Here is a 14,117-nt window from a genome sequence, read left to right as displayed (position 1 = left end):
GCTATTGATAGGTCGGACAGAGGGATTTTCGGAGGTTTGTGGACGAGATCGCGATATACCGGATCTCGCCCATTAAGCGATTGGTTAGTGAGACTGAAGTTCGCTAACGCTTTCTTTCAGCTTGGATTTTAGCTCTGCTTGTTCTTCTTCACTCAAGGGACCACCATTTGGTGAAGTGAGGATAAACAAATCTTCTGCTCGCTCACCTATGGTGGTGATTTTTGCTGCGTGTAGATTAATGTTCAGATCTGCGAAAGTCGCTCCCACGTTGGCGAGTAGCCCGGGCGTATCCAGAGCCACAAACTCCATCAGCGTGCGCTTTTTGGTTTTGGTCGGTATGAAATCGACTTTGGTCTTCACATTGAAGTGCATCAATTGGCGAGGCGTACGCCGCACTTTAGTTGCGGAGCTTGTTTCATCCAGGACGCTTTGTAATTGTTTGACGACTGTAGCGTGGCGATTTTCTTCAATGGGTTTACCGTGCTGATCCAGCACCATAAAGGTATCCAGTGCATAGCCGTCTTTGCTGGTCATGACCTGAGCATCATGGATGCTGAAGTTTCTTCTGTCTAGCTCACCTGCGACATTGGCAAACAGATTTGGTAGATCTGGAGAGTAGATGAACACTTCGGTTCCACCACGTGTTGGCTTTTTACTGAGTAATACCAGTGGTTGTTCTTTGGATTCCAGCCGCAATAAATGCTCACCATGCCAGGCAATTTGCTTATGGGTATGACGAAGGAAGTAATCAGCTTTAAATCGCTGCCAGAGCACCTCGATTTCCCGAGGGGTGAAGCCTTCTTTGCGTAAGATTGCCGAAGCGAGGTGTTGGTTGTGGCGGATACGTTCTCGCACATCGACCGGGTTTTCTAAACCGCGCCTTAGCGCGCGTTGAGTGGAATAGAATAGCTCTGCGAGCAAAGTTCTTTTCCAACTGTTCCAGAGTTCAGGATTGGTGGCGCAGATGTCTGCAACAGTCAGGCACACCAGAAATTCGAGATACTCTTCGTCGCGTACTTTTTTAGCAAAGCCAGTGACCACTTCAGGATCGTAGATATCGCGGCGTTGTGCCGTTACTGACATCAACAGGTGATGTTTAACCAGCCATGACACCAATTTGGCTTCTGGTTTAGATAGCCCGTGTTCAATACAGAAATCGTAGGCTTCAACAGCGCCAATTTCTGAGTGATCGCCGCCTCTGCCTTTACCAATGTCGTGGAATATCGCGGCAAGAATCAATAGCTCTTTCTTCTGGATACGAGGATACACTTCACAACAAATAGGGTGTTTAGCGTGGTTTTTCGCAAAGCTAAAGGTGTGAATGTGTTTTAGCAGTCGGATACTGTGCTCGTCCACCGTGTACACGTGGAACAGGTCGAACTGCATTTGCCCGACAATCTGACTCCATTGCGGCAGATACGCTGACATTACGCCTAAACGGTGCATCAGACTGAATGCCTTGTGTAGGGCGTTGGGGTGGCGCACCAAATCCATAAATTTTTCACGCGCTTCTGGAATGGTATGCAGAAATTTATTCAGTCTTCGTCGTGCCGTTCGCAACTGGCGCATGGTTGCTGGTGCCACACCTTCAATGGAAGAGTCATTGGCGATATGCAGAAACATATCCAAAATGGTTTCTGGTCGAGCCTGAAACAGGGCGGGCTTTCTTGCTTCGATGAGTGGACCCCGGCGTTGGAAGTCGTCGTCTAAAATCTCTGCCGGAAGTTGCTCCCCCTTATTGATGATCGCCTGATCAAACAATTTAAGAAGCATCTTATTGAGCTCTGCTACGCGTCTAAGCGTTCGATAGAACTCTTTCATCATCATTTCGATCGGTTTATTGCCTTCACCAGAGAAACCCAAATGTTCGGCTACCTGTAACTGGTGAGCAAAGGTCAGGCGGTTGTCATAGCGTTTCAGTTCAATATGAAGGGCAAATCTAACGCGCCATAGAAAATCCTGACACTCAAGCAGCTCCCGATACTCGGCATCGGTTAAAAAGCCGTATCGGCTCATTTCGAACAAAGATGTGGCACCAAAGTGACGCCTTGCTACCCAACTGAGGGTGTGAATGTCTCGCAGACCACCTGGGCTGGATTTGATGTCTGGCTCCAGATTGTAGGTGGTGTCGTGGTAGCGAGCATGACGTTCTTTTTGCTCCTGCAGTTTGGCTTGGTAAAAAACTTCGCTGGGCCAGAACGATTCAGAGTGAATCAAAAGCTTGAGTTTGTGAAAGCTGTCTTCACAGCCACAGATCAGCCGCGCTTCCTGTAAGTTGGTGGCGACGGTGAGATCATCTTTACCCACTTCCTTACATTCTTCGACAGTTCTTACGCTATGACCCACTTCCATACGCAAATCCCAAAGCAGCGTAATGAACTCACTGACTTTGGTTTTAACCGAGTCGTCTAAAGCAGATTGGCTGAGAACCAGAATATCAATGTCTGACAGTGGGTGGAGTTCGCCACGACCATACCCTCCAACGGCAACCAAACTCATCTCTGGCACTTTGTCGAATGCGTAATGTTCCCACAAACGCGTGAGTAACATGTCCATGTATTCGCTTCGACCCAGTACAAGATCAGTGACGGGGTGATGGGCTAGAAATTCATTCTTTTGATATTCAGAGAAAGTGTCGAGCTCGTTACGTAAACTCTCCAGATTCATTGATTCGTTTTTTAGCGTAAGAGGGGATTGAAAGGTCATCCATGCGGTCCGTGCAAACTACTGTTGTCTTAACTGTAACAACTGAGCTTAAAGTTTTCGATGTATAGAAAAGAAAAATCCCAGCCAGGCTGGGATTTTTGAGTTATACGTTCTTCATAATTCGGGGAATCGTGTCATCACTGCGTAGTGTCAGAACCTCACAACCAGTTTTGGTTACGAGAATAGTATGTTCCCACTGCGCCGAGTTTTTGCCATCACCTGTGTAAACTGTCCAGTCATCTTCAGAATCTACGCTACAACCAAATTTACCTGCGTTGATCATAGGTTCGATAGTGAAGCACATGCCTTCTTTCAACTTACGGTTATCGGTGTTTTTGTAATGAACAACTTGTGGCTCTTCGTGGAACTCGCTGCCAATGCCATGACCGCAGAAATCTTTAACAATAGAGTACTTCATTCGAGGATTCTTTTTATTGTTATCCTTGATGAATTTATCGATTGCTGTTCCTAAATCTCCGACTGTTGCACCAGGTTTAACTTTTCTCATTGCTACATACAGTGCTTCTTGAGTTACGGTACAAAGGCGCTTATCCGCAGGAGACACTTCGCCAACGTAGAACATGCGAGAGCTGTCGCCGTGGTAGCCTTTTGGACGAACACTTAAGTCGGTGTCCTTGTCGTCTGGAACAATAACAGTGATGTCGATATTGATGACGTCACCGTCTTTGAGTATTGCAGGCTTTCCTTTACCGGTAGAGCCTACTTCGTCTACAGAGGCTGGAATGCCATGGCAAACAATGTGATTGATGGATGTGCAGATAGATTTCGGAAAACCGTGGTAGTCCAATGGAGCAGGGTATGCGTTGTTTTCCAGAATGTAATCGTGGCAAATGCGATCCAGTTCTTCGGTTGTTACCCCAGGTTTGACATGTGGCTCAATCATTTCAAGAACACTAGCGGCAAGCTTGCCTGCAACGCGCATTTTCTCGATTTCTTCTGCAGTTTTAATTTTAATGGACATTGATTTTCTCAAACTCATAAATGCAATCGCAGCATTTTATACCCAAACTAGTTCAAGATGCTAGATTCAGCCACTATTGAGCAGCTCAATTGCATTCATTTCCCCTAATGGAATGTGACCAGAATCTTTCTCTGAAAGATGTTATGTAAAGCCAAGTCTCAAAGACGGTTGGTATCATTCAGTCAGAGAATTTATTACTAGCTTTACTCGCCGTTTTTATGGTATAAAGCGCGCCGGAATCAAGATCAGTTCTCTCCTTCGGCGAAGCTGCTTTTGGCTCCAACAAACTATTTCTTAAATCACACACGTACCGACACATGATCCGGGGTGCTCACTTACTTAGATATAAGAAGTTGAGTCGGACGCATGGGGTATGTGGAGGCCTAACCCCATAGAGGAATTTAAAATGGCAACTGTATCAATGCGCGATATGCTAAAAGCTGGTGTTCACTTCGGTCACCAGACTCGTTACTGGAACCCAAAAATGAAGCCATTCATCTTTGGTGCTCGTAACAAAGTTCATATCATCAACCTAGAAAAAACTGTACCAATGTTCAACGATGCACTAGCTGAGCTAGGCAAAGTTGGTGAGAAGAAAGGTAAAGTTCTTTTCGTAGGTACTAAGCGCGCTGCATCTGAAGCTGTAAAAGAAGCTGCTATCGCAAGCAACCAGTTCTACGTTAACAACCGTTGGTTGGGTGGTATGCTTACGAACTACAAAACTGTTCGTCAGTCAATCAAGCGTCTGAAAGATCTTGAAGCACAGTCTCAAGACGGTACTTTCGACAAACTAACTAAGAAAGAAGCTCTAATGCGTACTCGCGAAATGGAGAAGCTAGAGAAATCTCTTGGTGGTATCAAAGACATGGGCGGTCTACCAGACGCTCTATTCGTAATCGACGCTGATCACGAGCACATCGCAGTTCGCGAAGCAAACAACCTGGGTATCCCTGTATACGCAGTTGTTGATACTAACTCTGACCCAGATGGTGTTGACTTCGTTATCCCTGGTAACGACGACGCAATCCGTGCTGTACAACTTTACCTAAACGCTGCTGCAACTGCAGTGAGCGAAGGTCGCAACCAAGACGTTGCTGCAGCGGCTGCTGAAAAAGACGGTTTCGTAGAAGAAGCTGAGTAATAGCGGCTCTGAGTCACACTTAGTTTTATAGGCAACAAAAGTTAAATATAAGCTAAGTTATAGTTACTATCAGGGGCCGACATCGAGCCCCTGATTTTTACCATATCCAGAATCAACTGAGGAATAGAGAATGGCTGTTACTGCTGCTCTAGTTAAAGAACTGCGCGACCGCACTGGCGCAGGCATGATGGACTGTAAGAAAGCGCTGAACGAAACTAACGGCGACATCGAACTAGCAATCGAAAACATGCGTAAATCAGGTGCTGCTAAAGCTGCTAAGAAAGCAGGTAACGTAGCTGCTGAAGGTACAATTATCATCAAAGAAGCTGACGGCGTTGCTGCTCTTCTTGAAGTTAACTGTCAGACTGACTTCGTTGCTAAAGATGCAAACTTCACAGCTTTTGCTAACGAAGTTGCTGAAGCGGCTCTTGCTTCTAAAGCTACTGCAGAAGAACTACAAGCTCAATTCGAGGAAACTCGTGTTGCTCTAGTTGCTAAAATCGGCGAAAACGTAAACATCCGTCGCGTACAATACGTTGAAGGTGCTGCACTGGCTGCTTACCGTCACGGTGAGAAAATCGGTGTTGTTGTTGCTGGTGAAGGCGACGCAGAAACTCTTAAGCACGTTGCAATGCACGTTGCAGCTTCTCGTCCAGAGTACGTTAACCCAGAAGACGTACCTGCTGACGTAGTAGAAAAAGAGAAAGCGGTTCAAGTTGAAATCGCAATGAACGAAGGCAAGCCTGCTGAAATCGCAGAGAAAATGGTTGTTGGCCGTATGAAGAAATTCACGGGCGAAATCTCTCTGACTGGTCAGGCTTTCGTTATGGAACCTAAGAAATCTGTTGGCGAAATTCTTAAAGAGAAAGGCGCTTCAGTAACTAACTTCGTTCGTCTAGAAGTTGGTGAAGGTATCGAGAAAGCTGAAGAAATGAGCTTCGCTGAAGAAGTAGCGGCTGCTCAAAAAGGTTAATCCCTTGTAGATTGCTTAAAAAAAGACCGTAGCCAAGGCTGCGGTCTTTTTATGACAAGAAGACAGAAGCGTTAATCGTGATGAATGCACACTGACAGTTCCAGCATGCATTCATGACTGTTAATCAACAACTCTCATTTGGAAGGTAAACTCCATGACTACTAACCCTAAACCAGCGTATCAACGTATCCTGTTAAAACTGAGTGGTGAAGCACTTCAAGGTGAAGAAGGTTTTGGTATTGATCCAGCAATCTTGGATCGTATGGCTCAAGAAGTAAAAGAACTGGTTGAACTGGGTGTTCAAGTGGGCGTGGTTATCGGTGGTGGTAACTTGTTCCGTGGTGCAGGTCTGGCTGAAGCGGGTATGAACCGCGTTGTGGGTGACCACATGGGGATGTTGGCAACCGTAATGAACGGTCTGGCAATGCGCGATGCGCTTCACCGTGCATACGTGAATGCTCGCGTTATGTCTGCAATTCCTCTAAAAGGCGTATGTGACGACTACAACTGGGCAGATGCGATTCGCGAACTGCGTCAAGGCCGTGTGGTTATCTTCTCTGCAGGTACAGGTAATCCATTCTTTACTACTGATTCTGCTGCATGTTTGCGCGGTATTGAAATCGAAGCGGATGTAGTTCTAAAAGCAACAAAAGTAGATGGTGTATTTACTGCTGATCCGGTAGCAAACCCTGAAGCAGAGCTGTATGATACTCTTTCTTTTAGTGAAGTTCTTGAAAAAGAATTGAAAGTAATGGACTTAGCGGCATTTACATTGGCTCGTGACCACAAAATGCCTATCCGTGTATTCAATATGAACAAGCCAGGCGCTCTACGTCGCGTGGTAATGGGTGAAGCCGAAGGTACGCTGATCAGCGAAGCCTAAATCGGTAACCAGAACACTCTTATAAAAAATTATTAAGGTGAAATTGTGATTAACGAAATCAAACAAGATGCACAAGAGCGCATGGAAAAAAGCGTTGAAGCGCTAAAAAATAACCTGTCTAAAGTACGTACAGGTCGTGCTCACCCAAGCCTGTTGGCAAACATCAACGTAGAATACTACGGCGCAGCTACTCCTCTAAACCAAGTTGCAAACGTAATCGCAGAAGATTCACGTACTCTGGCAATCACGGTTTTCGATAAAGAGCTGGCGCCTAAAGTTGAAAAAGCAATCATGCAGTCAGATCTGGGTCTAAACCCTATGTCTGCGGGTACGGTTATCCGTGTTCCACTTCCACCGCTAACAGAAGAACGTCGTAAAGACCTAGTTAAAATTGTACGTGGTGAAGCAGAAGGCGGTCGTGTCGCTATCCGTAACATTCGCCGTGACGCGAACAACGACCTGAAAGCATTGCTGAAAGACAAAGAAATTTCTGAAGATGAAGATCGTAAAGCACAAGACGAAATTCAGAAGCTGACTGACGCTGCGGTTAAGAAAGTTGATGAAGTTCTTGCTGCAAAAGAAAAAGAGTTGATGGAAGTGTAATATAACTTACACTTTTCTTTTTCAAAGCGCTGTGCCCACAGCACAGCGCTTTTTTTATGCTATTATCTCAACCCCATTAGATTCAATGAATTCTCTATGCTGAACACTCAAGTCTCTCCAGACGCATTCCCCAAACATATCGCTATCATCATGGACGGCAATGGTCGTTGGGCAAAAAAGCAAGGTAAGCCTCGCGTATTTGGACACAAAGCAGGAGTCGATTCAGTAAGAAAAACCATTTCAGCCGCATCTCGTTTAGGCATAGAAGCTATTACTCTTTTCGCATTCAGCAGTGAAAACTGGCGTCGCCCGGAAGAAGAAGTGAGCCTTCTTATGGAGCTGTTTATTACCGTGCTGTCCAAAGAAGTGAAGCGTCTTCACAAAAACAATCTTAGGCTTCGTGTGATCGGTGATACCTCTCGCTTTAATCAGAGGCTGCAAAAGAAGATTGTCGAAGCTGAGACTCTAACGAAAGATAATGATGGCATGGTGGTGAATGTCGCCGCTAACTACGGTGGCAAATGGGACATCACTCAAGCCATTCAGAAAATTGCTTCAGAAGCCAAAGAGGGTATTCTTGATCCGCTAGAGATCAATGAAGACCTTGTCGCTTCACACCTTACGATGTCCGATCTACCTGAAGTTGATCTGCTTATCCGCACCAGTGGTGAATGTCGGATCAGCAACTTTGTACTGTGGCAAATGGCTTACGCTGAAATGTACTTTGTCGACCAACACTGGCCGGATTTTGATGAGCAAAGCCTAGCAGATGCGGTGGCGTGGTTTGTTAACCGCGAGCGTCGCTTTGGCTGTACAGGCGAACAGATTCAAGAAATCATGAATGGATAAAAAAGGATCATCAGCTTGAAACAAAGAATTATAACCGCGCTGATTCTGGCTCCATTAGTTGTGCTGGGGATTTTTAAACTTTCTATCCCTCTCTTTGTTGCTGCCATCGCTGCAATTGTTGTGGTGGGCTTCTGGGAGTGGACTCAATTTGTTAAATCATCTAACAGACAGCTTGCTTTGATTCCGTCGCTGGTCGCTTTGGCTGGTCTGTTCTTCTTGTTGCCTTTTGATGTGGCAGCGCTTCAGCAGGTATCCAGTGGTCACGTCACTATTCTCACTATCGCTGGAGTCTGGTGGTTGGCTTCCAGTGGTATGGCAATGTCTTTCCCAAAGTCTGCAAGCTTTTGGGAAAATTCAAATGTACTGCGCCACCTTTTTGGTTTGCTGACACTGATTCCTTTTTTTACCTCTGTCGTTCTTCTAAGAAGCGTAGGCTACGACGCCGATCCGTATTACGGTGCTAAGCTTGTCCTGTTTGTTTGCTTTCTTGTCTGGGCGGCCGACAGCGGTGCCTATTTTGCCGGTAAAAGTTTCGGAAAGCGCAAAATGGCCCCTAATGTCAGCCCGAACAAAACTATAGAAGGTCTGGTCGGTGGCATCATTACCGCATTGGTAATTGGGTGGGGCGCGGCAAATTGGTTTGAACTCACCTTCTCCAGCCCTGTCATAATGGTATTCATTACTCTTGCCACTGTTATCATCTCAGTGTTAGGTGACTTGGTAGAAAGTATGTTTAAGCGCGTATCAGGGATAAAGGACAGCGGAAACATTATTCCCGGGCATGGTGGTGTTCTAGACAGAATAGACAGTTTGACTGCCGCTTTTCCTGTATTTGCCTTACTCTATTTCACGCTTTAATGTTGTAAAAAGGCAGGGAAACTTGCCTTTTCAAGTTCTGTATAACGGTCTTCACAATGCAAAATTTAACCATTCTTGGAGCGACGGGGTCTATTGGTGCCAGTACCTTAAAGGTGGTAACCCAAAACCCAGAAAAATTTAATGTGTTCGCTCTGGCTGCAGGCAGTAACGTTGCCAAAATGCAGGCTTTGTGTGAGCAATGGAATCCGGTCTATGCGGTAATGGCGGATGAAAAAGCTGCTGTTGATCTAAGAGAGTCTCTCAGAAATTCAGGTAGCAAAGTAACGGTTTTAGCGGGAAATGAAGGCTTATGTGCTGTCGCCTCCATGGATGAAGTGGATACAGTAATGGCTGCCATTGTCGGAGCAGCAGGGCTTATTCCTACTATGTCTGCGGTTCAGGCGGGTAAGCGTGTACTTCTGGCAAACAAAGAAGCGCTCGTTATGTCTGGACAGCTCTTTGTGGATGCGGTTAAAAAATACGGCGCACAGCTTTTACCTGTAGACAGCGAACACAATGCCATTTTCCAATGCTTGCCTGAATCTATTCAAACTCAACCCGGGCACTGTGACCTGAATGAGTCCGGAGTCTCTTCGATTCTTCTTACTGGTTCCGGTGGTCCTTTTCGTTATTCGGACGTGTCTGTACTCAAAGATGTCACGCCAGAACAAGCCATCGCACACCCTAACTGGTCGATGGGACCAAAGATTTCTGTCGACTCTGCCACCATGATGAACAAAGGGCTTGAGTACATTGAAGCTCGCTGGTTGTTCAATACGCGCCGTGAACAGCTTCAAGTGGTTATTCATCCGCAATCTGTTATCCACTCCATGGTGCAGTATTGTGATGGTTCTGTTTTGGCACAAATGGGTGAGCCGGACATGGCGACACCCATCGCATATTCCATGTCTTACCCCGAAAGAATAACTGCAGGTGTCAAACCGTTGGATTTTACCAAAGTAGGTGAACTGACGTTTTTAGAACCAGATTTCGATCGTTATCCTTGCCTTAAGCTTGCTATTGAAGCTTGTTACACAGGACAACACGCAACAACAGGACTGAATGCAGCAAATGAAATTGCTGTGGAAGCATTTTTAAATAATCAAATCCGGTTTACAGATATTGCAGTCATTAATGAACAGGTTTTGTCCAAGCTGTGTGGTCAACAGCAAAACCTTGAGGTTGATTGCTTGGAAAGCTTATTAGAGCTGGATAGAATGGCGCGTATTCTTGCGCTTGAACTTGTAGGTAAGCGAACAATATGACAGGTATTTTGTGGAACTTAGTATCGTTTATTGTTGCACTGGGTGTACTGGTGGCGGTACATGAGTACGGTCACTTTTGGGTAGCGCGCCGTTGCGGTGTGAAAGTACACAAGTTTTCAATTGGCTTTGGTAAATCTATTTGGAGCAAAGTTGGTAAAGACGGCACCGAATACAGCATTTCTATGATCCCTCTCGGTGGATATGTCAAGATGCTGGATGGTCGTGTCGATACTGTTTCAGAAGAAGAAAAAAATCAGGCATTTGACCATAAATCACTTTGGCAGCGAAGCGCTATTGTGGCAGCAGGTCCGGTATTTAACTTCGCCTTTGCGCTTTTTGCTTACTGGCTTGTGTTTATCATGGGTGTTCAGGCAATTAAGCCTGTTATCGGTGAGGTCACACCCAATTCCATCGTTGCTGAAGCGGGAATTGAACCGGGAATGGAACTAAAGTCTGTTGCTGGAATCAAAACCGCTGATTGGGAATCTGTCAACATGCAGCTTATCGCTCACATTGGTGATGATGAGATGACCATGACAGTAAAACCTGAAGGCGGCATAGGTGTTGAACGAGTATTCAAGCTAGATTTACGTGATTGGCAATTTAACCCTGAGACGGAATCGCCAATGACAACCTTGGGTTTCAGACCTTACCGTCCGGAAACCACCACTAAGATTGCCCATGTTGGTGAAGGTGGTGCGGCGGAAAAAGCTGGCTTTGAAGTGGGTGACCAGCTTATTGCAATCAATGGTGCCCCTGTGAATGAATGGCAACAAATGGTTAAAGCCATTCAGGATAACCCAGAGCAAGCCATTACAATCTCCGTAGAGCGTGAAGGTCTGACAAGGGATTTACAGCTTATTCCTAACTCACGAATGGATAAGCAGGGCATTACTAAAGGGTTTGCTGGTATTGCACCAGAGATTGGTGAGTGGCCACAAGATTACAAGTTCGATTTGCAATATGGCGTTGTTGAGTCAGTTGGTAAAGCAGTTGAAAAAACCGGGCAGGTCATTTCTCTGACCTTTAGCTTGCTGAAGAAGCTGGTTGTCGGTGATGTTGGTATAGAAAATCTTAGCGGACCGATTTCTATTGCAAAAGGTGCGGGCACTACTGCTGACTATGGACTGGTGTATTTTCTAGGTTTCCTGGCTTTGATCAGCATTAATCTAGGTATCATCAACTTAATGCCACTGCCTATTCTTGATGGCGGTCATTTGTTGTTCTTTGCGGTTGAAGCTGTGATCAGAAGACCAGTACCAGAAAAGATTCAAGAAGTCGGTTATAAATTGGGCGGAGCTATTATCTTCTCCCTTATGATAGTCGCATTGTTTAACGATTTTACTCGCCTTTGATATCACCTGATTGGTAGAAGATGGCAACGAATAAGAAGTAGCAAGGAATAATCAGAATAGATATGGCGATCAAGCATTTATTGCTCACCTCTCTGTTGCTCACGAGCACAGTGGTGAATGGTGCAGAAAAATTTGTCGTAGAAGACATCAAGATTGAAGGCTTGCAACGTGTTGCGTTGGGAGCTGCACTCCTCAAAATGCCTATTCGTATTGGTGATTCGGTTGATCAGCAAGATGTGGCAAAGATCATCAAATCCTTATATGACTCCGGCAACTATGAAGATGTCAGAGTGCTTAGAGATAACAACGTACTTGTCATTGAAGTGAAAGAGCGTCCTACCATTGCGAACATCTCTTTCTCAGGAAACAAGGCGATTAAAGAAGATCAGCTTACTCAAAACCTCGATGCTTCAGGTATCCGAATTGGTGAAGCTCTTGACCGTACAACGCTGAGCAATATTGAAAAAGGTCTGGAAGATTTTTACTACAGCGTCGGTAAGTACAACGCTGAAGTCAAAGCGGTCGTTACTCCTCTTCCACGTAATCGGTCTGATTTGAAGTTTGTATTTACTGAAGGTGTTTCTGCCAAAATTCAGCAAATTAACTTCATTGGTAACTCTGTATTTTCAGATGATGACCTTCGATCTCGATTCAACTTACGTGTAGACGTGCCTTGGTGGAATTTCCTGGCGAATGAAAAGTATCAGAAACAAGTACTGGCTGGGGATCTCGAAGCGCTAAGAACTTACTATCTCAACCAAGGTTATCTGAAGTTTCAGGTATCCGACACTCAGGTCTCAATCTCTCCGGACAAGAAAGGTGTATACATCACTCTAACTTTGGATGAAGGTGAACCCTATTCGGTTGAGTCGGTTAAATTCCGTGGTGAGTTGATCGACAAAGAAGAAGAATTCAATAAGATGGTGCCGTTTGCTGCTGGTGATACTTACGATGGCAGTGCGGTGACATCCTTGGAAGAGAATGTAAAGCGTGTTCTGGGCGAATCCGGTTATGCATACCCTCAGGTTCGTACGATTCCAGAGTTTGACGATGAAAATAAAAAAGTTTCTCTAGTCGTCAATGTTGAAGCAGGTAAGCGTATTTACGTGCGTGACATTCGCTTTACTGGCAATAATTCCACTCGTGATGAAGTTCTTCGTCGTGAAATGCGTCAGATGGAAGGTTCATGGTTAAATTCAAAAGCCATCGACACAGGTAAGAGTCGATTAAACCGACTTGGCTTTTTCGAAACAGTTGACGTACAGACGGTTCGTGTTCCGGGCACTGAAGACCAGGTGGATTTAGTCTATAACGTCAAAGAAGCCAACTCCGGTAGTATCAACTTTGGTGTGGGGTATGGTACGGAATCTGGTGTGAGCTTCCAGGTGGGCTTGCAGCAAGATAACTTTATCGGAAGCGGTAACCGTGTAGGTATCAACGCTTCAACAAACAAATTCCGTAAAAATGTCAGCCTGGAATATCGTGATCCGTACTGGAACCTTGATGGTGTCAGCCTGGGAGGAAAAGTATTCTACAACCAGTTTGAAGCATCAGAAGCTGGAATTGTTGACTATACCAACGAAAGTTACGGTACACGTCTGACATGGGGTTTCCCGTTTGATGAGTTGAATTTCTTCGAAATTGGTGCAGGTTATACGCACAACCGAATTTCTAATTTGGATGAGTACGTGCAGATTGAGAAATTTCTTCAAGCGCAAGAAGACAACCTAGACAAAAACGACCGAAGCTTGAAAGTTAACGACTTTGATTTGTCACTGTCCTGGACGAGAAACAACCTGAACCGTGGTTTCTTCCCTACAGCAGGTAATCACCAGCGTGCTTTCTATAAAATGACAGTGCCAGGGTCAGATGTTCAGTATTTCAAACTGCAATACGATGTAAGACAGTACATCCCTCTGACAAAGAAACATGAATTTACCTTACTATTGCGTGGACGTTTAGGCTACGGAAACGGTTATGGTAAGAATGGTGACAACGACAACCTGTTCCCATTCTACGAGAACTTTTACGCTGGTGGTTTCAGCACTTTACGTGGATTCCGCTCCAACAGTGCGGGTCCAAAGGCGGTGTACAACGAGAATCACATAGGCGGGAACAATTCCCAGTACACAGTGACCGATGATTCAGTCGGTGGTAACGCCATTGCCCTGGCCAGCATGGAGTTGATTTTCCCGACTCCGTTTGCATCTGATGAAGCGCGCAGCCAAATCCGAACCAGTGCATTCATTGATGCAGCGAGCGTCTGGGATACAGAATTTAACTACTTGGATCCTGAATCAGGAGTAAGCTCTGGTGGTCAGTACTACTACGATTACTCTGATCCAACCAATTACCGAATGTCTGCAGGTGTTGCCCTGCAATGGATGTCGCCTATGGGACCTTTGGTTTTCTCGTTGGCGAAACCTATCAAACAGTTTGAAGGGGACAAAGACGAAGTCTTTACCTTTACAATTGGTCGAACTTTCTAAAACTTAGGAGAGA

General features: G+C 45.4%; 11 protein-coding genes. 9 read left to right on the top strand and 2 right to left on the bottom strand.

The window, feature by feature from the left end; genetic code table 11:
- Positions 1–84 precede the first annotated feature (84 nt).
- Positions 85–2,706, bottom strand: a complete 2,622-nt coding sequence (gene glnD / locus INR79_RS13105) for a bifunctional uridylyltransferase/uridylyl-removing protein GlnD (protein ID WP_022551287.1) — start codon at positions 2,704–2,706, stop codon at positions 85–87.
- Positions 2,707–2,809: 103 nt separating this feature from the next.
- The gene (map, locus tag INR79_RS13100; protein WP_022603306.1) at positions 2,810–3,688 is read right to left on the bottom strand and encodes a type I methionyl aminopeptidase; all 879 of its coding nucleotides are present in this window, start codon (positions 3,686–3,688) and stop codon (positions 2,810–2,812) included.
- Between the two features lie 406 nt (positions 3,689–4,094).
- Here map and rpsB point away from each other — a divergent pair, with 406 nt between their 5' ends.
- The 9 genes from rpsB to bamA all read left to right on the top strand — a co-directional run bounded on the left by rpsB (position 4,095) and on the right by bamA (position 14,104).
- Positions 4,095–4,829 (top strand): 30S ribosomal protein S2, encoded by a 735-nt coding sequence (rpsB, locus tag INR79_RS13095; protein WP_004406902.1) that lies wholly within the window; start codon positions 4,095–4,097, stop codon positions 4,827–4,829.
- A gap of 130 nt (positions 4,830–4,959) precedes the next feature.
- Entirely contained in the window at positions 4,960–5,802 is an 843-nt protein-coding gene (gene tsf / locus INR79_RS13090) for a translation elongation factor Ts (protein ID WP_004406903.1), read from the top strand.
- A gap of 154 nt (positions 5,803–5,956) precedes the next feature.
- A complete protein-coding gene (gene pyrH / locus INR79_RS13085) occupies positions 5,957–6,685 on the top strand; it encodes a UMP kinase (RefSeq protein ID WP_004406904.1) in 729 nt (242 codons plus the stop codon).
- A 45-nt stretch (positions 6,686–6,730) separates the two neighbouring features.
- The gene (gene frr, locus INR79_RS13080; RefSeq protein WP_004406905.1) at positions 6,731–7,288 is read left to right on the top strand and encodes a ribosome recycling factor; all 558 of its coding nucleotides are present in this window, start codon (positions 6,731–6,733) and stop codon (positions 7,286–7,288) included.
- Positions 7,289–7,384: 96 nt separating this feature from the next.
- Positions 7,385–8,137, top strand: coding sequence for an isoprenyl transferase (locus INR79_RS13075; RefSeq protein WP_022551285.1), 753 nt, complete (start codon positions 7,385–7,387; stop codon positions 8,135–8,137).
- 15 nt (positions 8,138–8,152) lie between these two features.
- Positions 8,153–8,995 (top strand): phosphatidate cytidylyltransferase, encoded by an 843-nt coding sequence (locus INR79_RS13070; RefSeq protein WP_223094596.1) that lies wholly within the window; start codon positions 8,153–8,155, stop codon positions 8,993–8,995.
- Between the two features lie 56 nt (positions 8,996–9,051).
- Entirely contained in the window at positions 9,052–10,260 is a 1,209-nt protein-coding gene (gene ispC / locus INR79_RS13065) for a 1-deoxy-D-xylulose-5-phosphate reductoisomerase (protein WP_223094594.1), read from the top strand.
- The gene (rseP, locus tag INR79_RS13060; protein ID WP_223094592.1) at positions 10,257–11,615 is read left to right on the top strand and encodes a sigma E protease regulator RseP; all 1,359 of its coding nucleotides are present in this window, start codon (positions 10,257–10,259) and stop codon (positions 11,613–11,615) included. Before ispC ends, rseP begins: the two co-directional genes overlap by 4 nt.
- A 62-nt stretch (positions 11,616–11,677) precedes the next feature.
- Positions 11,678–14,104 (top strand): outer membrane protein assembly factor BamA, encoded by a 2,427-nt coding sequence (bamA, locus tag INR79_RS13055; protein ID WP_223094590.1) that lies wholly within the window; start codon positions 11,678–11,680, stop codon positions 14,102–14,104.
- Positions 14,105–14,117 lie beyond the last annotated feature (13 nt).

The sequence above is a fragment of the Vibrio sp. SCSIO 43132 genome, assembly GCF_019904195.1.
Classification (GTDB): Bacteria; Pseudomonadota; Gammaproteobacteria; order Enterobacterales; family Vibrionaceae; genus Vibrio; species Vibrio nigripulchritudo.
Note: the sequence above shows the minus strand (reverse complement) of the source record. Positions and strands in the feature narration are given on the sequence as shown.

Coding starts and splice junctions, on each gene's coding strand:
- bamA (WP_223094590.1), top strand. CDS start 11,678: ATGGCGATCAAGCATTTATTGCTCACCTCTCTGTTGCTCACGAGCACA.
- ispC (WP_223094594.1), top strand. CDS start 9,052: ATGCAAAATTTAACCATTCTTGGAGCGACGGGGTCTATTGGTGCCAGT.
- rpsB (WP_004406902.1), top strand. CDS start 4,095: ATGGCAACTGTATCAATGCGCGATATGCTAAAAGCTGGTGTTCACTTC.
- tsf (WP_004406903.1), top strand. CDS start 4,960: ATGGCTGTTACTGCTGCTCTAGTTAAAGAACTGCGCGACCGCACTGGC.
- glnD (WP_022551287.1), bottom strand. CDS start 2,706: ATGACCTTTCAATCCCCTCTTACGCTAAAAAACGAATCAATGAATCTG.
- INR79_RS13075 (WP_022551285.1), top strand. CDS start 7,385: ATGCTGAACACTCAAGTCTCTCCAGACGCATTCCCCAAACATATCGCT.
- map (WP_022603306.1), bottom strand. CDS start 3,688: ATGTCCATTAAAATTAAAACTGCAGAAGAAATCGAGAAAATGCGCGTT.
- pyrH (WP_004406904.1), top strand. CDS start 5,957: ATGACTACTAACCCTAAACCAGCGTATCAACGTATCCTGTTAAAACTG.
- rseP (WP_223094592.1), top strand. CDS start 10,257: ATGACAGGTATTTTGTGGAACTTAGTATCGTTTATTGTTGCACTGGGT.